Annotated in this window: 25 protein-coding genes; 15 read left to right on the top strand and 10 right to left on the bottom strand. The window is 32.5% G+C overall.

Features of this window, described 5'->3' with window-relative positions; all coding sequences use genetic code 11:
- Positions 1–102 precede the first annotated feature (102 nt).
- From B2989_RS04445 to B2989_RS04475, 7 genes are all read right to left on the bottom strand, one after another.
- Positions 103–1,056: a 2OG-Fe(II) oxygenase gene (locus tag B2989_RS04445; protein WP_292944755.1), complete on the bottom strand. Its 954-nt coding sequence runs from the start codon at positions 1,054–1,056 to the stop codon at positions 103–105.
- A gap of 239 nt (positions 1,057–1,295) precedes the next feature.
- Entirely contained in the window at positions 1,296–2,399 is a 1,104-nt protein-coding gene (locus B2989_RS04450) for a polysaccharide lyase family 7 protein (protein ID WP_292944758.1), read from the bottom strand.
- A 130-nt stretch (positions 2,400–2,529) separates the two neighbouring features.
- Positions 2,530–2,787 (bottom strand): DUF6952 family protein, encoded by a 258-nt coding sequence (locus B2989_RS04455; RefSeq protein ID WP_145001895.1) that lies wholly within the window; start codon positions 2,785–2,787, stop codon positions 2,530–2,532.
- 81 nt (positions 2,788–2,868) lie between these two features.
- Positions 2,869–3,177, bottom strand: coding sequence for a thioredoxin family protein (locus B2989_RS04460; RefSeq protein ID WP_145001894.1), 309 nt, complete (start codon positions 3,175–3,177; stop codon positions 2,869–2,871).
- A gap of 6 nt (positions 3,178–3,183) precedes the next feature.
- Complete coding sequence (locus B2989_RS04465) at positions 3,184–3,828, bottom strand: peroxiredoxin (RefSeq protein ID WP_292944769.1); 645 nt, start codon at positions 3,826–3,828, stop codon at positions 3,184–3,186.
- Between the two features lie 141 nt (positions 3,829–3,969).
- Positions 3,970–5,442 carry a Na+/H+ antiporter NhaC gene (gene nhaC, locus B2989_RS04470; protein WP_292944772.1) on the bottom strand — a complete coding sequence of 491 codons (1,473 nt, stop codon included), beginning with the start codon at positions 5,440–5,442 and terminating at the stop codon, positions 3,970–3,972.
- A 294-nt stretch (positions 5,443–5,736) separates the two neighbouring features.
- Entirely contained in the window at positions 5,737–6,951 is a 1,215-nt protein-coding gene (locus tag B2989_RS04475) for an aminotransferase class I/II-fold pyridoxal phosphate-dependent enzyme (RefSeq protein ID WP_292944775.1), read from the bottom strand.
- 163 nt (positions 6,952–7,114) lie between these two features.
- On the opposite strand from B2989_RS04475, the gene B2989_RS04480 reads away from it, so the two are divergent.
- The 4 genes from B2989_RS04480 (at position 7,115) to B2989_RS04495 (ending at position 10,705) form a co-directional block, all read left to right on the top strand.
- Positions 7,115–7,573, top strand: a complete 459-nt coding sequence (locus B2989_RS04480) for an Lrp/AsnC family transcriptional regulator (protein ID WP_292944778.1) — start codon at positions 7,115–7,117, stop codon at positions 7,571–7,573.
- Positions 7,574–7,622: 49 nt separating this feature from the next.
- Positions 7,623–8,393, top strand: coding sequence for a response regulator transcription factor (locus B2989_RS04485; RefSeq protein ID WP_292944781.1), 771 nt, complete (start codon positions 7,623–7,625; stop codon positions 8,391–8,393).
- Positions 8,394–8,659: 266 nt separating this feature from the next.
- Positions 8,660–10,060 (top strand): dihydrolipoyl dehydrogenase, encoded by a 1,401-nt coding sequence (gene lpdA / locus B2989_RS04490; protein WP_292944784.1) that lies wholly within the window; start codon positions 8,660–8,662, stop codon positions 10,058–10,060.
- Between the two features lie 153 nt (positions 10,061–10,213).
- A complete protein-coding gene (locus tag B2989_RS04495; RefSeq protein WP_292944787.1) occupies positions 10,214–10,705 on the top strand; it encodes a nuclear transport factor 2 family protein in 492 nt (163 codons plus the stop codon).
- A gap of 52 nt (positions 10,706–10,757) precedes the next feature.
- Here the strand turns inward: B2989_RS04495 and B2989_RS04500 are convergent, their stop codons facing one another.
- Positions 10,758–12,107 carry a DEAD/DEAH box helicase gene (locus B2989_RS04500; protein ID WP_145001886.1) on the bottom strand — a complete coding sequence of 450 codons (1,350 nt, stop codon included), beginning with the start codon at positions 12,105–12,107 and terminating at the stop codon, positions 10,758–10,760.
- Positions 12,108–12,149: 42 nt separating this feature from the next.
- A complete protein-coding gene (locus B2989_RS04505) occupies positions 12,150–13,061 on the bottom strand; it encodes an aldose 1-epimerase family protein (RefSeq protein WP_292944792.1) in 912 nt (303 codons plus the stop codon).
- Between the two features lie 55 nt (positions 13,062–13,116).
- On the opposite strand from B2989_RS04505, the gene B2989_RS04510 reads away from it, so the two are divergent.
- The 7 genes from B2989_RS04510 (at position 13,117) to B2989_RS04540 (ending at position 21,667) form a co-directional block, all read left to right on the top strand.
- A complete protein-coding gene (locus B2989_RS04510; protein ID WP_292944795.1) occupies positions 13,117–14,427 on the top strand; it encodes an anthranilate synthase component I family protein in 1,311 nt (436 codons plus the stop codon).
- Between the two features lie 91 nt (positions 14,428–14,518).
- The gene (locus B2989_RS04515; protein ID WP_292944798.1) at positions 14,519–14,872 is read left to right on the top strand and encodes a four helix bundle protein; all 354 of its coding nucleotides are present in this window, start codon (positions 14,519–14,521) and stop codon (positions 14,870–14,872) included.
- Between the two features lie 17 nt (positions 14,873–14,889).
- Positions 14,890–16,227, top strand: a complete 1,338-nt coding sequence (tilS, locus tag B2989_RS04520) for a tRNA lysidine(34) synthetase TilS (RefSeq protein ID WP_292944801.1) — start codon at positions 14,890–14,892, stop codon at positions 16,225–16,227.
- Positions 16,227–18,632 carry a protein-disulfide reductase DsbD family protein gene (locus B2989_RS04525; RefSeq protein WP_292944804.1) on the top strand — a complete coding sequence of 802 codons (2,406 nt, stop codon included), beginning with the start codon at positions 16,227–16,229 and terminating at the stop codon, positions 18,630–18,632. The genes tilS and B2989_RS04525 overlap by 1 nt, the downstream gene beginning before the upstream one ends.
- 55 nt (positions 18,633–18,687) lie before the next feature.
- Positions 18,688–20,310, top strand: coding sequence for an adenine deaminase (ade, locus tag B2989_RS04530; RefSeq protein ID WP_292944807.1), 1,623 nt, complete (start codon positions 18,688–18,690; stop codon positions 20,308–20,310).
- A gap of 129 nt (positions 20,311–20,439) precedes the next feature.
- Positions 20,440–21,399, top strand: coding sequence for a YheT family hydrolase (locus B2989_RS04535; RefSeq protein ID WP_292944810.1), 960 nt, complete (start codon positions 20,440–20,442; stop codon positions 21,397–21,399).
- A 103-nt stretch (positions 21,400–21,502) separates the two neighbouring features.
- The gene (locus B2989_RS04540; protein WP_157243246.1) at positions 21,503–21,667 is read left to right on the top strand and encodes a hypothetical protein; all 165 of its coding nucleotides are present in this window, start codon (positions 21,503–21,505) and stop codon (positions 21,665–21,667) included.
- On the opposite strand, the gene B2989_RS04545 is transcribed toward B2989_RS04540, so the two are convergent.
- Positions 21,657–22,145, bottom strand: coding sequence for a hypothetical protein (locus B2989_RS04545; protein ID WP_292944817.1), 489 nt, complete (start codon positions 22,143–22,145; stop codon positions 21,657–21,659). The two genes, B2989_RS04540 and B2989_RS04545, sit on opposite strands and share 11 nt — an antisense overlap.
- 121 nt (positions 22,146–22,266) lie before the next feature.
- On the opposite strand from B2989_RS04545, the gene B2989_RS04550 reads away from it, so the two are divergent.
- From B2989_RS04550 to B2989_RS04565, 4 genes are all read left to right on the top strand, one after another.
- Complete coding sequence (locus B2989_RS04550; protein WP_292944820.1) at positions 22,267–22,398, top strand: hypothetical protein; 132 nt, start codon at positions 22,267–22,269, stop codon at positions 22,396–22,398.
- Between the two features lie 65 nt (positions 22,399–22,463).
- A complete protein-coding gene (locus tag B2989_RS04555) occupies positions 22,464–24,341 on the top strand; it encodes a CocE/NonD family hydrolase (protein WP_292944823.1) in 1,878 nt (625 codons plus the stop codon).
- 47 nt (positions 24,342–24,388) lie between these two features.
- Entirely contained in the window at positions 24,389–25,924 is a 1,536-nt protein-coding gene (locus B2989_RS04560) for a YifB family Mg chelatase-like AAA ATPase (protein WP_145001877.1), read from the top strand.
- 70 nt (positions 25,925–25,994) lie between these two features.
- Positions 25,995–26,354, top strand: a complete 360-nt coding sequence (locus B2989_RS04565; protein ID WP_145001876.1) for a hypothetical protein — start codon at positions 25,995–25,997, stop codon at positions 26,352–26,354.
- The last annotated feature ends 5 nt before the right edge of the window (positions 26,355–26,359 follow it).

The raw sequence follows: 26,359 nt of genomic DNA on the forward strand, positions 1-26,359 counted from the left end.
TATAAACAAAAAAACCACTTGATATAAACGAAGTGGTTTTTTTGAAATATAATGTTATAATTAGTCTGCTGTGCAGCAAATTGGGTAAAACTAAGTGCTGTTTTAAAAAGGAGCAATAGTATCTTTAGGGCCATCTGGCAAACTCCAACGTTGGCGTGCAGTTATTTGCTCTGGTGCATTAACAGTTGCGGCTGCATCGTTACTATTACCGTAGCTACTTGTGCTACCTCTTGGGATTTGCATACGATCGCCATACAACCATACGACTAAATTATTACGTTGTCCTGTTTTTATAGCATGTGTTGCATGCGGAACATTACCACGATGAATTATGGCTTTACCAGGCTCAAAAACCGCTTGTACAGTTTGTTTTGTCGTTTTATCAAAGAAATCTACTTCCGATCCTGTAAATTTTTCATCAGGTAAGTTAATGTTGATATTTAAGGTTGCAGCAGAGGCATCTGTGTGTGCTTGTAAATCTTTGTCTTTATCTGGATTGTACTGAATAGAGAATCCAAAGGTTTGGTTATCATATCCATAAGTATCAAACAATAAACGCGAGATAGGACGCATGTAACGATCCATCATGTCGTTGTAAAAAGCTTGAAAATTTGGTGCAGCAAGATGACCTTCCGAACGTGGATCTAACATAAAACCATAACGGTTTAACTGGATACCATAAGGCGGACGCGCAGGTATTTTTGAATTTGCAACAGCTTCTAAATAATTACGGAATTCTGCTAAGCGTTCTACATCAAAAAATTGGATAGAATATACACCAGGAATTATTTCTTCCCATAAATCTGCAACCACATTTTCTTTTTCTGGGTTTTCCCATGCATCCTTTACAGCTTGACGTAATTTTGGATCTAGTAATGTTTCGTCTGGAATTAATAAAGTGTCTTTGTTTTCTATTTCCCATTCTGCCCATGCATCTTCTAATAACTGTCTGTTATTGTTCCAAAATTGAGTTACAGTTGTATCGCGTTTTAGCATAGCTTCTCGAGATGGTATTTCGAGCGCACGAACTTGTGCGAGTGCATTATTATTTTTCATTTTAATATGTGTTTTAATTATGGTGTAAAGGTAGAACCACAATGCACCTTTTTTTAGGTAATAAAAAGGGCTTTTTTAGTATAAAACGAAGATTTTAAGGATGAATTTGGCAAAAAAACACAAATTGAGCGATTGGAAGTTAATTTACAGGAAATGACTTTGAATTGGTTTATAGCTGTTAAACAAAAAACCACTTTACATTTGTAAAGTGGTTTTGGAAAATATTATACTAAGTGTTTTTAATCGTTTTTAGCAAAATAGCCATCGTTAGAAACAGCAGTATCACTTACAGATATACTTCCTGTTTTAAACCAAACTTCGGCATAGTTGCCATCCGCATATTGCTTTTGGATGTCACCACCGTGTGTTTCTGCTCCAGAACACCAGTTTTTATTCACTTCAGGAGATTTTCCGTTAGTCTGATTGTAACAACCAAGTTTAAAGAAACAACCTTCGCCTGCATAGGCTTCTGGACGTTCTACACCATCTTGTCCAATTGGAAAAAACAATTTTTTAGTTTGCTCTGGTATGTCTGATTTAGTAGTGTATTCTGATAGTAATAAGTTTTTTGTAAAGGTCTTGGTTTCATGATTAGGACTTGTAAAAGTTAAATTCATTATACCATCTTTTACTACGACTTGGTAACTAAATTCTTCTCCTAATTCTATTCCTTCTTTTGGTTCTTCAGGGAAAGTAGAGGCGTCACTACCAACAACAGAAAAGTCATTACCCCAAACAGCAGAGGAGTAGTCCCAACGTTTTGCATTGTCGTCTCCTGCGGTATTAATTTCGTAATGCCAGAATACAGAACCTTTAGTTTGACCAGGGTATTTTTTGTAAAATATTTTTAATGGCTCGTTTTCAAAAGCATCTGCACTATGTATTTGGCCAACTACCACGGAGTGTGATGCAGCCACAGTTGCATCTCCTGTTGCAGATACATTCATTACTTTTAATGTTGCAGATAATTTATCATTAGCAGTTTTTGGATACCATTTTTTTGTTTGGGCTAATTCGGTTCTAGTATTATTTGATGTCCCGTGGGTATCACCACCATTAGGCGATTTAAATACAACCCAGTTGTCTTTTCCATCGTTTTGAGTGTAGAAAAAATCTTTGTTTTCAAAATCAGTTGCTATTCCTGCATTTGAACCATCACCTAAAATAAGTTTCCATTGGTCAAAAAACGGGATAACATTACTCGCGTACACTGTTTTAGAAACTTCTGTTTGCTCTGTTTTAGTTTGATTTTTACTATTTATTTTGTCTTTACAGCTATTAAATACTAATATAGTAGTAATTATAAAGCAGTAAGATACTTTTGATAAGTGATTTTTGATCATGGCATTGGTTGTTTAGGTTTGTAATACCTTGTAAGGTACTAAAAATTGGTTAACCAATTAATTGTTAGATATAAAAAAACCACTTTAGTATGTCAAGTGGTTTTAATAATTCTTTTTCTTTCTCTTAAGCTTACTTATCAATAGAACCTAAAACACGTTTCATAAAGTTGTTTACAGCCTCTTTTTTAGGTGTACCATCTTTAATCATTTTATTAACTTCAATTGCGCCATACATATTAGAGATTAGCTCTCCAATAACGTCTAACTCTTCATCTTTTAAAGATGGTACTTCGGTTAGGGCTTCTAGAGTTTCAATAGTTTCAACGATGTAATCCTCGTCATTGTCTTCTATAAATTGAGCTAAATGTTTTATTACAGGTAATTTCATTGATAATTTTTTTTTTTAATCCGATTGAAAATAGCCGAAGTATTTTACGCTTCGACTATACTCAACCTGACTTATTTGTTGTTATGCTACTTCGTCAACTAACTCTTTTAAAACGTCAAATTTGTTAGTCTGTGTTTGATTTACAAATTTTCCGCCTTTAAAGGTTGCGAATGTTGGTAAATTATCGACAGTAGCTAATGTTCTTGATTCCGGAAATTTTTCCGCGTCAGCGATAACAAACGTTATATTTTCTAACTCGCCAGCTAATTTTTTAACTTTTGGTTTCATGATACGACAGTTACCACACCATGTAGCCGAATATTGTACTACTACAGTGTCGTTGTTTGCTATAATTTCGCTTAAGTTATCTTGACTTAGTTCTTGTAACATAATAATTTAGTTTACGTGGTTTGCTAAATAAGCTGCAGTACCTTTAGCGTTAGCTTGCATTGCATCTTTACCTTCTTCCCAGTTTGCAGGACAAACTTCACCTTTTTCTTGTACGTGCGTTAAAGCATCTACTAAACGTAAGTATTCTCCAACGTTTCTACCTAATGGCATGTTGTTGATACTTTCGTGTTGTACGATACCATCTTCATCAATAATATAAGTTGCTCTGTAAGTTACGTTGTCACCTTCTACTTGTACAGTTCCAGTAACTTCATCATAAGTTTCGTTTTTGATATCTAAAATACCTAATATGCTAGATAAGTTACGGTTGCTGTCTGCAAGGATTGGGTAGGTTACACCTTCGATACCACCATTATCTTTAGATTGGCTTAACCATGCAAAGTGTACTTCTGGAGTGTCACATGATGCACCAATAACGATTGTGTTTCTTTTAGCAAACTCTTCTTGAGCAGCTTGAAACGCGTGTAATTCTGTTGGACAAACAAAAGTAAAATCTTTTGGGTACCAGAATAAAACTACTTTTTTATTGTTGTTTTTTGCTTCTTCAAGAACGTTGATTTTAAAAGTATCTCCCAACTCGTTCATTGCATCTACGTTTAAATCTGGAAACTGTTTTCCTACTATTGCCATTTGTTTAAAATTTTAAAATTAATTACTTTATTTTTACAGTGTGCAAAAGTACAGCATGATATTAAAAAAACAAGCCTAATAAAATTTTTAAATCTTATTAGGTTATAAATTTTAATTATAGTTTATATGAAAAGGTATAATTTATAATGATTTATCTTTTAGCATTCTTATTTTAAGATTAAGAGCAGCAAAAAATAAGGTTGTAAATGGACTAAGCCAATTAAAAATAGCATACACAAAATACTCACCAACACCAACACCTAAAACTCCCGATTGGTATGCACCACAGGTATTCCATGGGATAAGTACAGAGGTTACAGTTCCAGAATCTTCCAAAGTACGACTTAAGTTTTCTGGCGCAAGTCCTTTATCTTGATATGCTTTTTTAAACATTTTACCAGGTATTACCAACGCTAAATATTGGTCGCTAGCTATAGCATTTAAACCTAAACAACTAATAACAGTACTAGCAAACAATCCAAAAACTGTAGTAGCTAATTTTAAAAGTGCTTTAGTTAATCTAGATAATGCACCAATTGCATCCATGATACCTCCAAAAACCATAGCGCAACAAATTAATAGGATTGTCCAAAGCATACCTTGCATACCACCAGCACTAAATAAGTCGTTAAGTTTATCGTTATCTGTAGTGATTTGCGTGTCTGTTAAAATAGATTTTATAATGGCAGTAAAGTTTGAGTCTGCTAATCCATTTAATACGTTTGATTGAAATATAAAAGCAAAAATAGCTGCTAGAATAACTCCAGTAACTAAGGCGATTAAGGGTTTAGTTTTAAATAATATTAAAACAATTACAACCAATGGTACAATAAATAACATTGGTGTGATATTAAATGTGCCTTCTATACTAGTTAATAAGCCACTTATATCAGCACTTCCTGTGGTTTCTATTGTCGCACTCATAATTCCAAAAGCAATTAGAGTGATTATTATAGTTGGTACAGTTGTAAAGGTCATGTACCTAATGTGTGTAAATAAATCTGTTCCAGCCATAGCAGGAGCAAGGTTTGTGGTATCACTTAAAGGAGACATTTTATCTCCAAAATAGGCTCCAGATATTACAGCACCAGCAATCATACCAGGACTAATACCTAACGCGCTTCCAATACCTATTAAAGCAATACCAACGGTTGCAGAGGTTGTCCAAGAGCTTCCTGTTGCTATGGATATAATAGCACAAATAATTACAGAAGCTGGTAAAAATATAGCAGGACTTAACACTTGTAGTCCATAATATACCATTGCAGGAATTACACCACTGACTAACCAAGTACCAGCTAAAGCGCCAACTAAAAATAAAATCATGATAGGAACAAAAACACTTTGTAGGTTTTCCCAGATTTCTTTAATCATGGGTTTAATAGAAACTTTATTAAATAATCCTACAACAGCTGCAGATGCACCACCTAAAAGCAGTATAATTTGGTTAGTATAAGTTCCAAACCACTCTTGACCTTCTACAAAAAAAATGTTGTATGCCAACATTGCCATAAGTATCACGACAGGAATTAGAGCTTCAATAAAATTAAGTTCTTTATTTTCAACTATATTTTGATCGTTTGCTTTAAATTCTGAAATATTGTCGTCTTGCATGTTAGTTAGTTTTTTTAGTGTTGTAATGTTACGATTTTACAATAAGTTATGCAAATGGATTTATGTGTTGAAAATTAGCAAGTTAAAAGTAATTGGCAACAAAGTTTATTATTCTATTAACTTCTGATTAATATTTATGTGAATTTGGAAAGGGTAATTTAGCATTGAATTTAGGTTAATTTGAAGTATAATTACAAGCTTTAATACATGTTGTTTTTGTGCTTTTTTAAATGAAAATATAAAAGCCTGAACATAGGATTTGCTCAGGCTTTTATTAAAAAATTACTTATCAAGTTATGCTGTTTCTAATTGTAAAACACCAACTTCAATCATACATGCTTTTATCATGTTAAAAGTACGCTCTATATCGTCATCCAATCCAATAGAAAATCTAATTAGACCTTCGCTTAATCCCATTTCTGCTTGTTCGTCTTGTGGTATTTCGGAAGATGTAGAGGTTCCTGGAGCACTAAATAAGGTTTTATAAAAACCTAAACTTACCGCTAAATAACCTACGTTTTTTTCTTGCATTAATTCCATTAACGCATTGGCTTTATCTAAAGATCCTGCATCAATAGTAAGCATACCTCCAAAACCATAAGCTTCATTCATCATAGATTTAAAAACGTCATGAGATGGGTGAGAAGTTAATCCTGGATATACTGTTTTAATGCCTAGTCTTTCAAATTTTTCGGCTAAATAAGACGCATTTTTACTGTGTTGCTTCATTCTGATATGCAATGTTCTCATATTTTTTAAAATCGAAGCAGAGCGTAAGCTGTCCATAGAAGCACCAAGTAACATACTTGCACCATCAATGACACTTTTTAATGAGTTGACAAACTCACTACTACCACATACAACGCCACCCATAGTATCCGAAGATCCATTTATAAATTTAGTCAAACTATGTATTACTATATCAGCACCTAATTGTGCTGGCGAAATAGATAAAGGTGAAAACGTATTGTCCACAACTAAGATTAAGTTGTGCTTTTTAGCCAAAGCAGCTAAACCTTTAATGTCTGCAACTTCCAATAAAGGGTTACTTACAGACTCGCAATACAAAACTTTTGTGTTTTTCTTAATTGCAGCTTCGACCACGTCTAATTTTGTAATGTCTACAAACGACGTTTGGATATTCATTCTAGGTGTAAAATTCTTTAAAAACGCGTAAGTACCACCATAAATCGTTCGGCTAGATACAATATGATCACCAGCACCACAAAGTTGTAATAAAGTAGGTGTTATTGCTCCCATTCCTGATCCTGCAACATTGGCACTTTCTGTCCCTTCCATAGCAGCTAATGCTTCACCTAAATAAAGGTTTGAAGGTGTAGAGTGTCTAGAGTATAAATAGCATCCATCTGTATTACCCTCAAAGGTATCAAACATGGTTTTTGCTTTTAAAAAAGTGTAGGTAGATGAGTCTGATATTGAAGGGTTTACTCCTCCAAATTCCCCAAAATATTGTAAGTCTTGAATATTATCTGCTGGTTTAAATTTCATTTGTGTTAGTTTTAGTAATGATTACATCAAATATCAATAACGTTAGATTAATAATCAATAGATGTGATTAAATTTAGATTTTAAAACTAAATATTGTTAATTATACAGAAAATAAATTATGTATATTTGATTTTAATTTAATTCCACTGAAAATTTTTCCATTATGACCTTTGATGCAATTGATAAAAAACTACTAGAATTATTACAAAACGATAGTAAACAGACTAATAAAGAGTTATCTAACAAGTTAAATTTATCCGTAACTGCTGTTTTTGAGCGTATTAAAAAACTTGAAAACAATGGTGTAATTAATAAATATGTCGCTTTAGTTAAAAAGGAAAAGGTGGAAAAAAGTTTTGTTGCTTTTTGTCATATAAAACTATCGCAACACATCCAAGAATATGTGGTACAGTTTGAAAAGGAGGTTACCAACTTAACAGAGGTTTTAGAATGTCATCATATTAGTGGTGATTATGACTACTTATTAAAAGTTATGGTTAAAGATATGGAAGCGTTTAGGGAGTTTATGGTAGAAAAACTTACTAATATAAACCACATTGGAAGTACACATAGTATGTTTGTTATCAGTGAAGTAAAAAGTACTACTGCCATACCAATTTAATTTTTTTTTATAACTTGTTTAATAATTAATCGCTATTAATAATTTTTAAATGAAGTATTCACAAATCAAGGAACTATATAAAAATATATTTAAATCCTATGAAAAACCGTCACTAGAAACACATATTAAAAAAATGATGGAATTGGATAGTTACTTACCCTATAGTTCCACCTTTTTTTGCGTAACCAATACACAGGATTTAAAATTTGAGTATATCAGTAAAAATCTTAGTTCTTGCTTAGGTATAGATCCTAACGTATTAAAAACACAAGGGATGCGCTATTTTTGGAGTCGCATTCATCCAGAGGATATCGAGGTTTGGTTAAGTGCCATGAACCAATTAATGGAGTTTACCTTGACTGAAATTAAACCAACAGACAGAAGTAAGACTAATTACACTTGGAATTACAGGTTTAAAAACGGAAACGACACCTATGTTAACATTGTGCAAAACACCACGCCTTTGTCTTTTGATTTAGACATGAAGCCTATAATAGGATTGGCACATTATACGGTTTTGGATCCAAAAATTAAAATGCATATCACAGCAACTGCTAAATTACTAAACGCTAATAATGAGTATGAAACTATATATTTTAATAACTTTTCTCAGAAATTATTAAAAGAGTCTATTAGTAATAGAGAGCGTGATGTTATTAGATTATTAGTGTTAAACTTAACAAGCAAGGAGATTTCAGAAAAATTAAATATCAGCTCACATACCGTAGACACACACAGACGTAATATTCTAAAAAAATTAAAAATTTCTTCTACTGGCGAGTTAGTGGGTATGCTAAAATTTAATAAAAATCTAATTTAAAATTAAAATTACTCAATTTAAGTATTGTGTTAATTATCAGTATTGTGCAATTTTACAATGCTATTAATCTTAAGGGAAACCTTCATAACAAGTCTGTAATTAGTCAAATAATAATTTGATTAATATGGACTTTTATGTTTTTAAGACCTACTGTTAAGCGTATATTAAAATTAGGTGTTTCTGCTTCTTTATTACAGTCACAAATCGTACTTTTGTTTTAAATTATAACAATTATTAATTTCCGCGAAAGCGAAAAAACAAAATATATGAGTCAATACGACGTAGCAATTATCGGTTCAGGTCCTGGTGGATATGTAGCAGCAATACGTTGCGCACAATTAGGAATGAAAACTGCAATTATTGAAAAATATTCTACTTTAGGTGGAACATGTTTAAATGTAGGATGTATACCAAGTAAAGCACTATTAGCATCTTCGCATCATTATGAAGAAGCAACTAAGCACTTTGAAGATCATGGGATTGAAATTCCGGGAGATATTAAAGTGAATTTAGAAAAAATGATTGGTCGTAAGCAAGCAGTTGTAGATCAAACTACTGGTGGTGTTGACTTTTTAATGAAGAAAAACAACATCGACGTTTTTACAGGTGTTGGTAGTTTTAAAGATGCTACTCATATTGTTATTGAAGGTGAAGAAACAACTACAATCGAAGCAAAAAATACGATTATAGCTACAGGTAGTAAACCATCTACTTTACCATTTATTACTTTAGATAAAGAGCGTATTATTACCTCTACTGAAGCTTTAAAACTTAAAGAAATCCCTAAGCACATGATTGTGATTGGTGGTGGTGTTATTGGTTTAGAGTTAGGTCAAGTTTACAGACGTTTAGGTGCGGAGGTTACTGTTATCGAGTATATGGACAGAATTATTCCAGGAATGGATGGAGCTTTGTCTAAAGAGTTGAATAAAGTCTTTAAAAAGGCTAAGTTTAACATGATGTTATCTCACAAAGTACAATCAGTAGAGCGTGTTGGAGATGAAGTAATTGTAAAAGCAGAAAACAAAAAAGGAGAGGTTGTTGAGTTTAAAGGAGACTATTGTTTAGTATCTGTTGGACGTAAGCCTTTTACTGATGGTTTAAATGCTGAAGTTGCTGGAGTTAAATTAACAGACAGAGGTCAAGTAGAAGTTAATGACCACTTGCAAACTAATGTATCTAACATCTACGCAATTGGAGATGTTGTAAAAGGTGCAATGTTAGCGCATAAAGCAGAGGAAGAAGGTGTTTTTGTTGCTGAAACTTTGGCAGGTCAAAAACCACACATAGATTATAACTTAATTCCTGGTGTTGTTTACACATGGCCAGAAGTTGCTGCTGTTGGTAAAACAGAAGAAGAATTAAAAGAAGCAGGAGCAGATTATAAAGTAGGTCAATTTCCGTTTAGAGCGTTAGGTCGTGCTAGAGCAGGAGGTGACATTGACGGATTTGTTAAAATTCTTGCAGATAAAAAGACAGACGAAGTATTAGGTGTACACATGATTGGTGCACGTTGTGCAGATTTAATTGCAGAAGCAGTAGTTGCTATGGAATTTAGAGCATCTGCCGAAGATATTTCACGTATGTCACATGCACATCCAACATTTGCAGAAGCGGTAAAAGAAGCTGCTTTAGCAGCAACGGATGATCGTGCTTTACACGTTTAAAAATTAAATTAATATTCCGCTTTCGCGGAAATTTAAAAAAAGCGAACCAAATAGGTTCGCTTTTTTTTTTTTGTTAAAACTGTAACATATAATACTATACTGTCTCTTTATTAAGTAATTAATCAAGTAATGCCTAACCAATAACAATTAATCATGAAAATTAGCATAACTAAAAGTCTTATTTATTTACTATTATTAGGAGTAATAAGTTCCTGTAAAATTAAAACCGTTATAAAAGTAGACAACGTAAAGCCTCAGGAGATTGTAAATAAAAACTTGTATAATACAATTTTAGAGCAAGATCGGATTTATTTTGAAGCTTATAATACATGTGATTTAATCTTACAAAATAAAATGATTCCTGAAAACTTGGAATTTTATCACGATAATGGTGGTTTAATGACTTCTAAATCAGATTATATGGAAGGCTTAAAAAATAATATTTGCGGTAAAGTAACTAGACAATTAGTAACGGGAAGTGTTGAGGTATATCCAATTAATAATTTTGGAGCAGTGCAAATAGGTATGCATACATTTTATAATAATCAAGAACCTAATGCCATATCCAAGCCTAGTAAGTTTATAGTGATATGGAAAAAAGAAGCAAATATATGGCAAATGAGTCGTGTGGTTAGTTTACATTAAAATTTGGAAACTTATTTAAATAAAAAAAGCGAGCTAAATAGCTCGCTTTTTTTTATTTTTTATTACGTTTATTGTAATTTTTATCACCTCTTGTTTTTGGCTTTTTATACTTGGCAGCAATTTTAAATTTATAACTACCACCTAAATTTTCTTTACTATTTTTTTCTGATTTTTCATGAAAAGCAGGTCCAGGTGCATCAATGTCTTTACGTTTGGTTGGATTGTTACGTTCTTTAATTACAGTACGTTCTTCTTCAATCAACTCCGTAGAGATTTCAACTTCCTCTGGAATTTGTAATTCAGGAATGTCCATTTGCATTAGACTTTCAATTTTTTCAAGACTGTCTTGTTCTTTTTCGGTACTAAAAACAACTGCTTGTCCTTCGCGTTCTGCACGACCTGTTCTACCAATTCTGTGCATGTAGTTTTCTGGATAGTCTGGTGTATCAAAGTTAAAAACGTGTGTTACGTTATCTATATCTAATCCACGTGCCATTACATCTGTAGCAACTAAAACACGGTTAATACCTTCTCTAAATTGCTCGATACTACGTAGTCTGTAGTTTTGCGTTTTGTTTGAGTGGATAACACATAACTCTTCTTTAAAAAACTCGTCTAAAGCTTCAAAAAGTCTATCTGCCATGCGTTTATTAGATACAAAAACTAATACTTTGTTATACGTTTCAGCGTCTTGTAATAAGTGTACTAATAAATTAAGTTTAGTGTAATAATTAGGGACACTATATTTTGTTTGTGCTATGTTTTCTAGTGGAGTACCAGAAATAGCAATAGATACTTTTTGTGGTGCAGTAAAAAAGTCAGTAATTAATTCGTCAACATCTTCTGTCATTGTAGCAGAAAACATAATGTTTTGTCTACGTTCTGGAAGGATATCAAAAATATTAATTAACTGATGTCTAAACCCTAAGTCTAACATAACATCAACTTCGTCAATAACTAAACGCTCTAAAGATTTAAGTTGTAGTACTCGACTAACTGCTAAATCATACAATCGTCCAGGCGTTGCAACAATAATATCTTGACCTTGTGCAACTGCTTGTTTTTGTGTGTTAATGTTTGTACCTCCATACACACCAAGAACACGCGTGTTTATGTATTTTGCTAATTTTTCAATCTCATCAACAACTTGCACTACTAATTCTCTAGTAGGTACTAAAATTAAAACACGAGGATTATCTTGCTTAGAAAATTTTAGGTTTTTAAGTATTGGTAACATATAGGCAAAAGTTTTACCAGTACCAGTTTGTGCAATACCAACCATATCTTTACCACTTGCAACTACATTAAAAGCTTCTGCTTGTATTGGAGTTGGTTGTGTAAACCCTAGGTCGTCAATTGCGTTATATAAAGGGGTATTTAAATTTAAATCTCTAAAGCTCAAAACGTGTTATTTTAGCCTACAAAATTACCACTATTATTTTGTTTACCCTAAATGATGCTCATGTATTTGTATACTGTAGCTTGCATTAAAGGTTTCATTTTGTGGTAATTTAATAATACCTTCTTTTTCGATTAGTTTTTGTGATGTGTTTTCAGCGTCAGCAATACCTAACCAAGGTTCTATACAAACATAAGGTGCGTTTGGTTTAGCCCAAATACCCAAATAATTAAAGTCTTTATAGGTTACATTTAGTATTTCGCCATGAGTTTTACTCACTAAAGCCACTTTTCTGGATTGTAAATCTTTAAAAATAAGCGCATCTTCATTAAATAAATCTGGTTTTAAATTGATGCTGTTTTTAGTATTAAAAACTGGCTTTGTTTGATTGGTAACTAAACCATTATCCATATTTAATACATAGGTTTGGGCTGTTTCTTCGTTTTCAAAAACCAAATTGTAATCAGTATAATTTTCATTGCTATAAACAGGACATTTAAAAGCAGGATGTCCACCAATACTAAAATAGATTGCTTTATTATCTAAGTTTTTAACGGTGTGTTTGATATCTAAAGTATTGTTGTTTAAAGTATAAGTTATTAAAAACTCAAACTTAAAAGGAAACTGTTTCAATAAGGCTTCATTATAAATTAAGCTAAAAGTTAAGCTATTGTTGGTTTGCTTTACTAATTTTATATCGTCATTATGCCTTACGAAACCATGCTTTGGCATGTTGTAGGTTTTACCTTCAAAAGTATATTGGTCATTTTTTAAAGCTCCAATTATTGGAAATAAATTTGGTGCAAAACTTCCCCAAATGTCAGGATCTGCATGCCACATAAATTGATTGTCATTTTTTACGGAAGCAATTCCGCATAATTCTGCGCCTTTCGGTTTAACCGAAATTTTTAATACCTCATTTGATAGTTGAAACATCTGTTTTATATTTAATCTCATGACTAAAATACTCGTTTTTTTTAACATTTCTGTTTAACTTTACGCAACATTTTTTATGGTGAGAACAACTACAAAACATAAACTGACTAATCCTGAGTATTTCAAGCAAAATTTATTGTCTTGGAGCCAACAATTTGACGATGTTGTTTGGCTGGATTCTAACCAGTATAATCAACAGTACTCTAGCTATGATGCTGTTTTAGCTGTCGATGCCTTTACAGGGTTTCAAACGGATTATAAAAATGCTTTTGAGCAGTTTAAAGAATACCAAACATTAGCTAATGACTGGGTTTTTGGTTATTTGACTTACGATTTAAAAAATGATGTCGAGCCTTTAAAATCTGCTAATTTTGATGGTTTAGCATTTCCTGATTTATATTTTTTTCAACCTAAAAAAATCTTTTTAATTAAAGGTAACACTGTGGAACTGCAGTATTTAAAAATGGTTGATGATGAAGTGGAAGACGATTTAAATGCAATAAATAGTTACACGGACGACGAAATTGACAATTTACCTATCGAAAACGACCCTATTAAAATAAAACTCAGAATACATAAAGAGGCGTATTTTGATAAGATTAAAACCATGTTAAGTCACATACATAGAGGTGATATTTACGAGGCTAATTTTTGTCAAGAGTTTTATGCAGAGGACACTGTTATAAACCCGTTAGAGATTTACAATAAACTTAATGCCATTTCAAAACCACCATTTGCGACGTTTTTAAAGCTAAATGATAAATACTTATTGTCTGCGTCACCAGAGCGTTACATTAAAAAAGAAGGCACTAAAATTATATCGCAACCTATTAAAGGGACCGCAAAACGTGAGGATGATTTTATATTAGATTCTATTTTAAAAAACAATTTAGTATCGGATCAAAAGGAACGTAGCGAAAACGTAATGATTGTAGATTTGGTGCGTAATGACTTATCACAAACCGCAACAAAAGGGAGCGTTAAAGTTGAAGAATTATGCAAGATTTATACCTTTGATCAAGTGCATCAAATGATATCTACAGTAACCTCTCAGGTAGAAAAAAACACACATCCAATAGATATTATTAAAAGTACGTTTCCTATGGGAAGTATGACTGGAGCTCCAAAAATTTCGGCAATGAAAATTATTGAAACTTTAGAAGAAACCAAACGCGGTTTATACTCTGGTGCAGTCGGCTATATTTCGCCAACAGGCGACTTTGACTTTAATGTCGTTATCCGCAGTATTTTATATAATGCTAGTAATAAGTACGTGTCATATTCGGTTGGAGGTGCTATTACTGCAAAATCTGATCCTTTAAACGAATATGAAGAATGTTTACTTAAAGCCAAAGCTATGAGGACGGTTTTAGAAGGTGGTAATTAGGCTAAAGGCATAAGTAAAAAGGCATAAGATATTAGCTAAAGGTGTAATTAAAAAGAAAAAATGCTAGTATAAAAAAACGTAAATTTGGTAAATGAAGAGTTATAGAGATTTGATAGTTTGGCAAAAATCAGTAGACATGGTAACTCATGTTTATCGTTTATTGAAGCTATTTCCTGAAGATGAAAAATATGGCTTGACTTCGCAAATAAAAAGAAGTGCTGTCTCTGTTTCATCTAATATAGCAGAAGGTTATGGTCGTAATTATACTAAGGAGTATGTTCGGTTTTTAAATATTTCTAGAGGATCGTTATACGAAATGCAAACACAGTTACAAATCGCAATTAATTTAGAGTTTTTAAAAAGTAATGGCTTAATTGATGTTTATGACCTCTCTTTACAAATAGAAAAAATGCTTAACTCATTAATCAAAAAGCTGGCTGTATAATTTATGCCTTTTTACTTATGCCTTATAACTTACTAGAACACTTCCAAAATCACATAAACAACACGCTTCCTTTTCTTAAAAGCAGCAAACTATTGCTTGCTATTTCTGGAGGTTTGGATAGTGTTATTTTAACGCATTTGTGTAAAACATCTGGTTTAGATATTACATTGGCGCATTGTAATTTTAATTTAAGAGGTATTGAAAGTGATGGTGACCAAAAATTTGTTGTGGATTTAGCCGATAGCTTGGAATTAGAAGTGTTTACTGAAAGTTTTGATACTAAGGCTTACGCCGAAAGTAATAAGGAATCCATCCAAATGGCAGCAAGAGCATTACGTTATGATTGGTTTCAGGATTTAGCTGAGAATCTAAATTTTGACTATATTTTAACTGCACATCATGCAGATGATAATTTAGAAACTTTTTTAATTAACCTGACTAGAGGAACAGGTTTAGAAGGTTTAAAAGGTATTCCGGAAATAAATGATAATATTGTTAGACCAATGTTGCCATTTTCTAGAGAAACTATCGAAGATTTTGCGGTGTCAAACCAAATACTTTGGAGAGAAGATAGTAGTAACGCTTCTACAAAATACCTACGTAACAAGTTAAGACATGATGTTATTCCGGTTTTAAAAGAATTAAATAATAATGTTTTAACCAATTTTAAAAATACATTAAATAATCTTAATGATACAGCCGATATTGTTGAAGAAAGTGTGCAAGCGGTTTTAAAACGAGCAATTATCGATATTGATGATACTCAGGTTAGTTATAAAATATCAGAGTTTATTAAAGTCAGTAATCCTAAAGCTTATTTATATGAAGTTTTTAAAGATTACGGATTTACGCAATGGACAGATATTGTTAATTTGTTGACCGCACAAAGTGGGAAGCAAGTGTTTTCTGCAACACATCAATTACTTAAAAATAGAGAGACTTTAATTTTAAGTGAATTAAAAACGAAGGAGGATCTGCATCAAAATGAAGGGTCTGTTATAATCAATAATTTGGAAAACGAAGTAAATGTTTTGTCAGGTGTTTTATCTTTTGAAACAGTAACAAATATTGATAAATCTGATGCATCTACCGTGTTTATTGATAAAGAAACGTTAAAATTGCCATTAACTGTAAGACATTGGCAAGAAGGAGACTATTTTTACCCTTTAGGCATGCAAGGTAAAAAGAAGTTAAGCAAATATTTTAAAGACCAAAAGTTATCGTTATTAGAAAAACAGAAGGTCTTATTATTGTGCAGCCAAGATAAAATTGTTTGGGTTATTAATCATCGTGCGGACGATAGATTTAAGGTAACCAATCAAACTAAATCAATACTAAAAATTAAATTATCATAATGAAGCATATAACCGCTTTTATACTATTTTTAATCACTATTTTAAGTGTTAATGCACAGGTTTTAAAACCAGTAAAATGGAGTAACGAAGTTCAGAAAATATCCGATCAAGAGTATGTTTTAGTGTATACAGCAAGCATTAAGGAGCATTGGCATTTATATTCTCAACATTTAGACGAAGGTGGTGCGTTACCAACCGAGTTTGTTTACGATTCTGTAAATAAAACCAATAATTATGAATTGATTGGAAAAGCGTTTGAAAGCGAATCTATAACGCAATTTGATAAGGTGTTCCAAATGGATTTAACCTTTTTTGATGGCGAAGCAACTTTTGCTCAAAAAATCAAATTATTAAATCCAGAGCAAAAAACAATTAAAAGTGAGGTTGCTTATCAAGCATGCGATGACTCAAAATGCATTTATGAGTTTGAAGAAGTTGTTTTTAATATTGCTCAAGCCAAGCCAATATCAGAAACAGTTAACGCATTAATATCCACTGAAAACATTTTTAATCCAACATCTAAAATATTTGATCCTGTAAGTTGGAAAACGGGAGTCAAAAAACTAAATGACACGCAATATGAATTAACATATACTGCTGTTTTAGATTCAAAATGGCATATTTATTCGCAGGATAATAAAGAGCCAATGGGTCCAATACCTACTGAGATTACATTTAAAAATGATAATAAAGATTTTAAACTAATAGGCGATTTAAAAGAATCTGAAACGGTTGAAAAGTTTGAAAACGCTTTTCAAATGAATGTAAAATACTTTGAAAAACAAGCAGTTTTTACTCAAGTAATTGAAGTGTTAAATCCAACGTTAAACACTATTCAAGCCGAAGCGTATTATCAAGCTTGCGATGACGAGAAATGTTTAGCTCCAGCTTTTATAGATTTAGATATTAATTTAAATGGTTTAGCCACAGAGGACATCAAAGCAACTAATAATATTGATGAAGAAGGTAATGACAATAAAGGATTATGGAGTATCTTTTTTATAGCGTTCTTATCAGGATTTGCAGCGTTGTTAACACCTTGCGTGTTTCCTATGATACCAATGACAGTTAGTTTTTTTACAAAGCAAAGTAAAAGCAAGGCGTCAGGTATTAAAAATGCAATAATCTACGGGTTATGTATTATAGCTATCTATTTACTTTTAGGTACAGCGGTTACAGCTATTTTTGGTGCAGATGCATTAAATGCATTAGCGACTAATGTTTGGTTTAACCTTATCTTTTTTGGATTATTAGTTGTATTTGCGTTTTCGTTTTTAGGTGCATTTGAGATTATGCTGCCAAATTCTTGGGCAAATAAAGTAGACTCGCAAGCTAATAGAGGAGGTTTTATTGGTATCTTTTTTATGGCATTAGCTTTAGCAATCGTTTCTTTTTCATGCACAGGACCAATTGTTGGAACATTATTGGTGGAAGCAGCCTCTAAAGGTGGTATTGCACCAATTATAGGTATGCTTGGCTTTTCTTCCGCTATAGCGTTACCATTTGCACTATTTGCAGCGTTTCCAGGATGGTTAAACTCGTTACCTAAATCAGGTGGTTGGTTAAATACTGTTAAAGTCGTATTAGGATTTTTAGAGTTAGCATTAGCATTCAAATTTTTATCACAAGCAGACTTAGTATTGCAATTACATTTGCTAGAGCGTGAAGTATTTATAGCTATTTGGATTGCTATTTTTGGGACTTTAGCCTTGTACCTTTTCGGAAAAATACAATTACCACATGATTCGCCTTTACCACATATTTCAGTTGGTAGATTAAGTCTTGGATTGATTGTTTTAACGTTTACTATTTATATGATTCCTGGACTTTGGGGAGCACCTTTAAACCTAATTAGTGCTTTTCCACCACCATTAGATTACAGCGAGTCGCCTTACGGAGTAGGTAACTCAAAAGGAGGAAGCAGTGCTAGTAACTCTCACGATGATTTACCAGAAGGTGCACATTTATTAGCTCCACATGATATATTAGCATTTAATGATTATGATTTAGGTTTAGCTTATGCTAAAAAAGTGAATAAGCCAGTTATGTTAGATTTTACAGGTTGGGCTTGTGTTAACTGTAGAAAAATGGAACAAAACGTTTGGCCAAAAGGGAATATTTTAAATGTCTTAAAAAATGACGTGGTTTTAATCTCATTATACGTAGATGATAAAAGAGAATTAGAAGCAGATGAAATTGTAGACTCTAAATTAAGACCAGGTAAAAAACTTAAGTATATTGGTCAAAAGTGGAGCGAATTTCAAACCATTAAATACAAATCTAATACACAACCATATTATGTTTTGATGGGTCACAATGAAGAGAATTTAAATACTCCAGTTGCTTATACTCCAGATTCCGACACCTATTACAATTGGTTACAAGAAGGAATTAATAATTTTTAATTGAATAAAACTATCCTGCAATTGCAGGATTTTTTTTACTGTTATATAGTACAACATGAAAACAATACAAGGACAAATAGTAGACATACAAAACAAACGTATTTTTAGTGGAGAAATCACTGTGGATTCAGGTAAGATAAAATCTATCACAGAAAAAGAACACGATGTAAAACATTATATTTTACCAGGTTTTGTAGACGCTCACATTCATATTGAAAGCTCAATGTTAGTACCATCAGAGTTTGCAAAAATAGCAGTTAAACACGGTACGGTATCTACAGTTAGTGATCCGCATGAAATAGCGAATGTATTAGGTGTCGCAGGAGTGGATTTTATGATTAAAAACGGTAAGAAAACACCGTTTAAATTTAATTTTGGAGCACCAAGTTGTGTGCCAGCAACTACTTTTGAGTCGGCAGGAGCAGTTATAGATTCTGACGACATTAAAACCCTTATGGCTAATCCAGATATTAAGTATCTAGCCGAGATGATGAATTATCCAGGTGTGTTGTTTGATGATGAAGAAGTGCTAAAAAAAATAGCTTGGGCAAAACACTATAATAAACCCGTAGATGGTCACGCACCTGGTTTAAGAGGTGATGACGTTACTAAATATATCAATGCAGGAATTAGCACAGATCACGAATGTTTTACCTATGACGAGGCATTAGAAAAGCTTCAAAAGGGAATGAAAATCTTGATTAGAGAAGGTAGTGCTGCCAAAAACTTTGAAGCATTAATAGATTTATTACCTGAGCATTATCAAAACATGATGTTTTGTAGTGACGATAAGCATCCTGACGATTTATTATTAAACCATATAAACGCCCTTTGCGCTAGAGCAGTAGCAAAAGATATTGATGTGTTTAAAGTGTTGCAAGCAGCTTGTGTCAACCCTGTAAAACATTATAATTTAGAAGTTGGATTATTACAAAAAGATGATATTGCAGATTTTATTATTGTTGAAGATTTAAAAAATTTTAAAACACTACAAACGTATATAAATGGTGAGTTAGTGTTTGACAATGGAACGTCTTTAATTAAGCATGTAGATTTTGAAAATCTTAATAATTTTGATACAGAAATTAAAACGGTTGACGACTTTAAAGTCGAAAGTACAGCCAAACAAATACGAGTAATCGAAGCTTTAGAAGGACAGTTGGTAACTAATCAATTAATCGAAGAAGTAACAACCCAAAACGGAAATTTAGTATCAAACACAGTTACTGATGTCTTAAAAATGACAGTAGTTAACCGTTATAAAAACGACGAGCCAGCGTTAGCGTTTATTAAAAACTTTGGTTTAAAAGAAGGTGCAATTGCTAGTTCTGTTGGACACGATTCTCATAATATAATTGCGGTTGGTGTTAGCGACGAAGCTATTTGTAAAGCAGTTAATTTAATAATTGAAAATAAAGGAGGTATTTGTGCAGTTTCTGATACAGATCAAAAAATAGTATCGCTTCCTGTCGCTGGAATTATGAGCGATAAAAATGCTGAAACTATTGGTCACGCTTACGCAGAATTGGATACGTTTGCTAAACAATTGGGTACAACATTAAATGCACCTTACATGACCTTGTCTTTTATGGCATTATTAGTTATTCCTTCACTAAAATTGAGTGATAAAGGCTTGTTTGATGGTGGAAAGTTTGAGTTTACTAGTTTAGAGGTTTAGTATTTTACAGTTACTAAATAATTGTCATTTTGAGCGCAGTCGAAAACTTGAGAATTTAAGTTTTATAGCATTTTGAGTACATACAATGTGACAGAGTTTAAAAAATATAAACCCAATAACAACCATTAAATGCCAATCCTAAAAACCACATATAAACCCAAATTTATGTTCAGAAATGGACATGTTTCTACTATTTATTCAGGTGTAATGCGTAAAGTAGAAGGCGTGACTCAGAAACGAGAACGTATTACTTTACCAGATCAAGATTTTATAGATTTAGATTGGAGTTATGCTGGCAATAAAACGAAACAATTACTTGTGGTTTTACACGGTTTAGAAGGTAATGCACAACGCCATTATATGCTAGGATCCGCTAAAATGGCTAACCAAAATAATATGGATGCGGTTTGTGTTAATTTTAGAGGGTGTAGTGGAGAGGTAAACAAAACGTTTCAATCTTACCATTCAGGAAAGACGGACGACTTAGCTTCAGTTATAAAACATATTACATCCCAATTTGATTATGATACCATTTACCTAAATGGATTTAGCTTAGGAGGTAATGTTATTTTAAAGTATTTAGGTGAAACATTAGATTTGCCAAAACAAATTAAAGCAGCAGTAACAGTATCTGTTCCTGTGTATTTAAGAGGGTCTTTAGAGCAGTTAATGTCCTCTAAAAACTATGTGTATTCTAAGAAGTTTCTAAGAAATTTAAGAACTAAATTAGTAGAGAAACAACAATTATTTCCTCAGAAAATAAACAATCAAGATTTGAGTGCTGTCAGAACATTAAAAGATTTTGATGATGTATATACCTCAAAAGCACATGGATTTAAAGATGCATACGATTATTATGAGCAAGCAAGTAGTCTTCAGTATTTAAAACACATTTCAATTCCTACATTATTAATAAACGCACAAAACGATTCTTTTTTGTCAAAGGAATGTTACCCAATTCAAGAAGCAGAAGAAAACACTAATTTTTATTTAGAAATGCCTAAATATGGTGGGCATGTTGGTTTTTATGATCAACAAAACGTCTATTATTCGGAAAAACGAATGCTTCAGTTTATAAATAATTTATAGTTGGTAACTATTTGATTTTTAATTAGGTAAGTATTAATTAAAACTTATAAATTTACACGACAAAAAAAATTCAAATTAAAGAGTATTTTATATTTTTATAACGATGGGAAAACAAAATAACAATAAAGAGAAAACAGGAAGTAATAAATCCAATCAGTCAAACAAGAATTCTAAAAACCAAGGCAACAAGGTTAATCTTGGTAAAACGACTAGAGAAGGTGCGGGCAATACTAAAGGTTTAAAAACAGGAAATAGGCCTAAAAAATAGAAAGTAAAAAAAACCCAGTTAAAAATGATATTCCTATTATCATAGTTATAATTGAAATAAAATTAAAAATATCAGTGAATTGATTACATGTTTTTACAAATGAATCATTAGTTTTTTGACTTGTATTAATTTTTTCTTTATTAATCTCTTTCAAAGATTCATTAGACAGTATTTCTAATTCATTGAAAATATATTTTTCTTCGTAATGATTTGCATAATAACCACTTAATTGAGAAAAGAAATTTACGATTATTGAACTTAGTAATAATATCCCTGCAATACTCAGTAAGTATGAGTTTTCAACTAGTATTTTACCTGTTTTAAATTCTTTAATGGTTCCAAAAATCACATATAGTCCACCACTACTAATAGAAATCACTAGTAAATCCATTCTTTTTAAAGAGTAATCTGATTTTTCTTTTGTGCTATTTAGATGCTCCTTCCATTCATCATATTTAGTTTGATTTTTTGATTTCATTTTAGTAGCTTTTTTAAATAGTTTATAAATATATAACAAATAGTATTTACTGATGAAAAGAATTTATCAGCTTGTAAAAAAACATTATTTCTTATAATTTTTAAATTTTTCATGACTCTTGTTGCTTATAGTAGATCAAAACCCTAATTTTTATTTTGAAATGCCTAAATATGGTGGACATGTTGGTTTTTATGATCAACAAAACGTCTATTATTCTGAAAAACGAATGCTTCAGTTTATTACTAATTTATAGTATAGTAATGTAATTTCAACTTAGTAATAAAATACCTATCTTTAGTTTTTTTAAATCAAAAATTAATGAAACGTATCCTTCTTTTATTAGCCATTACGCTAGTATTTTCGTCTTGTAAAGACCAACTAAAATTAGACACCGCAACTTCTCAGGTAGTAAAAGACACATTTATTGTTGCTGAGCATTACAATAAAAAAGAAGTGTCAATTGCTATGCGTGATGGGACAAAATTACATACAACAATTTACTCGCCAAAAGACACCTCAAAACAATATCCTATTTTAATGCAACGTACACCTTACAGTTGCAGACCTTATGGCGAAAACGAGTTTAAATCTACAATCGCTCCTAATCAATATTTAATGAAAGAAGGTAATATTGTGGTGTATCAAGATGTACGTGGACGTTGGAATAGCGAAGGTGTGTATGATAACATGAGAGCCTTTATACCTAACAAAACAGGGAAACAGTTTGACGAAGCTAGTGATACGTATGACACCATTGATTGGTTAGTTAATAATGTAGAAAACAATAACGGAAACGTTGGTACTTGGGGAATATCTTACCCTGGTTTTTACACAACTTATTCTGCATTATCAGAACATCCTGCTTTAAAGGCAGCGTCGCCTCAAGCTTGTATTAGTGATTTCTTTTTTGATGATTTTTTCCATAATGGCGCTTTTTTATTAAGCTATTGGAGAGCAACATCGCTTTTTGGACACATGAAAGACCAACCAACAAAGGAAGCGTGGTATAAGTTTCCGGAGATTGGTACAGAGGATCAATACCAGTTTTTTTTAGATGCAGGACCACTTAGTAATTTAAATAAATATTACGGAGAAGATAATGTGTTTTGGAATCAAATTAAGAGCCATCCCAATTATGATGAGTTTTGGCAGAGTAGAGGTATTATTCAGCATTTAAACGATATCAAACCAGCCACTTTAATTGTTGGAGGTTTGTTTGATGCAGAGGATTTATACGGACCGTTTAACACGTATAAAACTATCGAGAAAAACAGCAAAAACTATAATGGTGTTGTTTTTGGACCATGGAGTCATGGTGATTGGGCTAGAAATAAAGAACGTCAAGTGATTGGGAATATTCATTTTGGAGATAATATTTCGGATGACTTCCAGAAAAATATCGAAACTAAATTCTTTAATCATTTCTTAAAAGATAATGGCGAAGGGACTTTAGACTTACCAGAAGCGCACTTTTTTAATACAGGAACAAAACAATGGGCAGATTTTACAGCTTGGCCACCAGAAAACAGTGTTAAGGAAAGCTATTTTATGCAACCAGATCAACGTTTAACGCAAAAAGCAAATCGTATGATTGCTACTAGCGATTTTATTAGTGATCCCAAAAAGCCAGTGCCATATACAGAAGATATAAAAGTGGTATTTACACCACGTAAATTTATGACCGACGATCAACGTTTTGCATCAAGACGTCCAGATGTTTTAACTTTTGAAACTGAAGTTTTAGAAAATGATGTGACTTTAGCAGGAGATATTTTAGCTAAACTACAGGTGTCTACAACAGGTACATCTGCAGATTGGATTGTTAAGGTTATTGATGTTTTTCCTGCTGACACAGAAAATACTGAAGACGTACAAGACCACTTAAAATTAAGTAATTACCACATGCTAATTAGAAGCGAAACGATGCGTGGACGTTTTAGAAATAGTATGACTAATCCAGAACCATTTGTACCAAATCAAAAAACTGGGGTAAATATTACGTTACAAGATGTGCTACACACCTTTAAAAAAGGACACAAAATACAAGTACAAGTACAAAGTACATTTTTTCCTTACATAGATATCAACCCACAAACGTACGTTGATAATATATTTGAAGCTAAAGCATCTGATTTTAAAGCGCAAACACACAAAGTTTACAACGATTCTGCAATAGAGTTTACGATATTAAAGTAGAGTATTGAAACTTTTTTCCTACTTTTAGTATCTAAACTAACCATTTTATGCTAAGAAAAGTTTTTGGAAGTGCTGTCTTTGGTGTCGAAGCCACAACAGTAACCGTTGAAGTTAACGTAGATAGTGGTATTGGCTATCATCTTGTTGGACTTCCGGATAATGCTATTAAAGAAAGTAATTTTAGGATTGCTGCTGCACTTCAAAATAATGGGTATAAAATTCCAGGTAAAAAAATAATTATAAATATGTCACCAGCAGACCTTCGTAAAGAAGGTTCTGCTTATGACTTGACTTTGGCTATGGGTATTTTGGCTGCGTCTAAACAAATAGCAGCAGATAATTTAGAGGATTTTTTAATCATGGGCGAGTTGTCCTTGGATGGTACTTTACAACCTATAAAAGGGGCTTTGCCAATTGCAATAAAGGCTAGAGAAGAAGGTTATAAAGGTTTTATACTACCTATACAAAACGTAAAAGAAGCTGCTATTGTTGATGGTCTTGAGGTTTATGGAGTAGAAAATATAAAACAAGTCATTAATTATTTTGATAAAGGAGAAGCTTTAGAACAAACCATAATTGATACAAGAAAAGAATTTGAAAAAAACTTAGACTTTCCTGAGTTTGATTTTAGTGATGTAAAAGGTCAAGAAAGTATAAAACGCTGCATGGAAATTGCAGCAGCTGGTGGACATAATATTATTTTGATAGGTCCTCCAGGAGCAGGTAAGACTATGTTAGCAAAGCGTTTGCCTAGTATTTTACCACCAATGACTTTACATGAAGCTTTAGAGACTACCAAAATACACAGTGTAGTTGGTCGTGTTAAAGACACTGGCTTGATGGCTCAAAGACCCTTTAGAAGTCCTCACCACACCATTAGTGATGTTGCACTTGTTGGAGGTGGTGCATATCCACAACCAGGAGAAATATCACTATCACATAATGGTGTTTTATTTTTAGATGAATTACCAGAATTTAAACGTGGTGTTTTAGAAGTGATGCGACAACCGTTAGAGGACAGAGAAGTTACCATTTCTAGAGCAAGATTTACTGTAACGTATCCATCATCTTTTATGTTGGTTGCTAGTATGAATCCTAGTCCAAGTGGATATTTTAACGATCCTGATGCTCCTGTAACTAGTAGTCCAGCCGAAATGCAACGTTATTTAAGTAAAATTTCCGGACCGCTTTTAGACCGAATTGATATTCATATTGAAGTGACTCCTGTACCTTTTGAAAAATTGTCTGAAGAACGTAAAGGCGAATCTTCTGTAGACATAAGAAAACGGGTTACTAAAGCACGAAAAATCCAAACCACTCGTTTTGAAACTTTTGAAAATGTACATTATAACGCACAAATGTCTACCAAGCAAATTAGGGTGTATTGTAAGTTGGAAGAGGCTTCAAAGCAATTACTTAAAACAGCAATGGAACGCTTAAATCTTTCCGCAAGAGCGTACGACAGAATATTAAAAGTATCTAGAACCATAGCAGATTTAGAAGGTAGTGAAGATGTTAAAGGTAATCACATTAGTGAGGCAATCCAATACAGAAGTTTAGATAGAGATGGTTGGTTGGGATAAATGTTTAAAGTTTAATAGATTTTCTGTACTTTCGTAAACAGCTATTAATAACTATAAACCATATTTTAAAATGTCAGAACCAACTGGAAAAATTTCGGCTACTGAAGCCGAAACACTAAGTAACGCGTGGACTAAACTACGTCAAGATGCTAACAATACTGCTGCAGGTCAGGAAGATAATAGGTCTTCGTGGTATTCTCTTGAAGATATGCAAGCATTTCTTGAAATGATTAAAGAACAAAATCCTAATGTAAATGGTGTAAGATGCTATTTAGGTGTGCAGTCCGATAAGGAAACATCTAAAGGATTAACCACTATATTTATGGTGCCAACAGAAGATGTTGATGGTAAAAACATGGATATAAAAGATGCTGATGGTATTGATAGAGGACAAGGAGGAATGCCTCCAGGAGCTGGTTATCCAAATTAATTATT

The sequence above is a fragment of the Olleya sp. UBA1516 genome, from assembly GCF_002323495.1.
Lineage (GTDB): Bacteria > Bacteroidota > Bacteroidia > Flavobacteriales > Flavobacteriaceae > Olleya.

What these genes read in the sequence shown, in the direction of transcription:
- B2989_RS04445 (WP_292944755.1), bottom strand. Translation starts at nt 1,056, where the DNA reads ATGAAAAATAATAATGCACTCGCACAAGTTCGTGCGCTCGAAATACCA.
- B2989_RS04450 (WP_292944758.1), bottom strand. Translation starts at nt 2,399, where the DNA reads ATGATCAAAAATCACTTATCAAAAGTATCTTACTGCTTTATAATTACT.
- B2989_RS04455 (WP_145001895.1), bottom strand. Translation starts at nt 2,787, where the DNA reads ATGAAATTACCTGTAATAAAACATTTAGCTCAATTTATAGAAGACAAT.
- B2989_RS04460 (WP_145001894.1), bottom strand. Translation starts at nt 3,177, where the DNA reads ATGTTACAAGAACTAAGTCAAGATAACTTAAGCGAAATTATAGCAAAC.
- B2989_RS04465 (WP_292944769.1), bottom strand. Translation starts at nt 3,828, where the DNA reads ATGGCAATAGTAGGAAAACAGTTTCCAGATTTAAACGTAGATGCAATG.
- nhaC (WP_292944772.1), bottom strand. Translation starts at nt 5,442, where the DNA reads ATGCAAGACGACAATATTTCAGAATTTAAAGCAAACGATCAAAATATA.
- B2989_RS04475 (WP_292944775.1), bottom strand. Translation starts at nt 6,951, where the DNA reads ATGAAATTTAAACCAGCAGATAATATTCAAGACTTACAATATTTTGGG.
- B2989_RS04480 (WP_292944778.1), top strand. Translation starts at nt 7,115, where the DNA reads ATGACCTTTGATGCAATTGATAAAAAACTACTAGAATTATTACAAAAC.
- B2989_RS04485 (WP_292944781.1), top strand. Translation starts at nt 7,623, where the DNA reads ATGAAGTATTCACAAATCAAGGAACTATATAAAAATATATTTAAATCC.
- lpdA (WP_292944784.1), top strand. Translation starts at nt 8,660, where the DNA reads ATGAGTCAATACGACGTAGCAATTATCGGTTCAGGTCCTGGTGGATAT.
- B2989_RS04495 (WP_292944787.1), top strand. Translation starts at nt 10,214, where the DNA reads ATGAAAATTAGCATAACTAAAAGTCTTATTTATTTACTATTATTAGGA.
- B2989_RS04505 (WP_292944792.1), bottom strand. Translation starts at nt 13,061, where the DNA reads ATGAGATTAAATATAAAACAGATGTTTCAACTATCAAATGAGGTATTA.
- B2989_RS04510 (WP_292944795.1), top strand. Translation starts at nt 13,117, where the DNA reads ATGGTGAGAACAACTACAAAACATAAACTGACTAATCCTGAGTATTTC.
- B2989_RS04515 (WP_292944798.1), top strand. Translation starts at nt 14,519, where the DNA reads ATGAAGAGTTATAGAGATTTGATAGTTTGGCAAAAATCAGTAGACATG.
- tilS (WP_292944801.1), top strand. Translation starts at nt 14,890, where the DNA reads ATGCCTTATAACTTACTAGAACACTTCCAAAATCACATAAACAACACG.
- B2989_RS04525 (WP_292944804.1), top strand. Translation starts at nt 16,227, where the DNA reads ATGAAGCATATAACCGCTTTTATACTATTTTTAATCACTATTTTAAGT.
- ade (WP_292944807.1), top strand. Translation starts at nt 18,688, where the DNA reads ATGAAAACAATACAAGGACAAATAGTAGACATACAAAACAAACGTATT.
- B2989_RS04535 (WP_292944810.1), top strand. Translation starts at nt 20,440, where the DNA reads ATGCCAATCCTAAAAACCACATATAAACCCAAATTTATGTTCAGAAAT.
- B2989_RS04540 (WP_157243246.1), top strand. Translation starts at nt 21,503, where the DNA reads ATGGGAAAACAAAATAACAATAAAGAGAAAACAGGAAGTAATAAATCC.
- B2989_RS04545 (WP_292944817.1), bottom strand. Translation starts at nt 22,145, where the DNA reads ATGAAATCAAAAAATCAAACTAAATATGATGAATGGAAGGAGCATCTA.
- B2989_RS04555 (WP_292944823.1), top strand. Translation starts at nt 22,464, where the DNA reads ATGAAACGTATCCTTCTTTTATTAGCCATTACGCTAGTATTTTCGTCT.
- B2989_RS04560 (WP_145001877.1), top strand. Translation starts at nt 24,389, where the DNA reads ATGCTAAGAAAAGTTTTTGGAAGTGCTGTCTTTGGTGTCGAAGCCACA.
- B2989_RS04565 (WP_145001876.1), top strand. Translation starts at nt 25,995, where the DNA reads ATGTCAGAACCAACTGGAAAAATTTCGGCTACTGAAGCCGAAACACTA.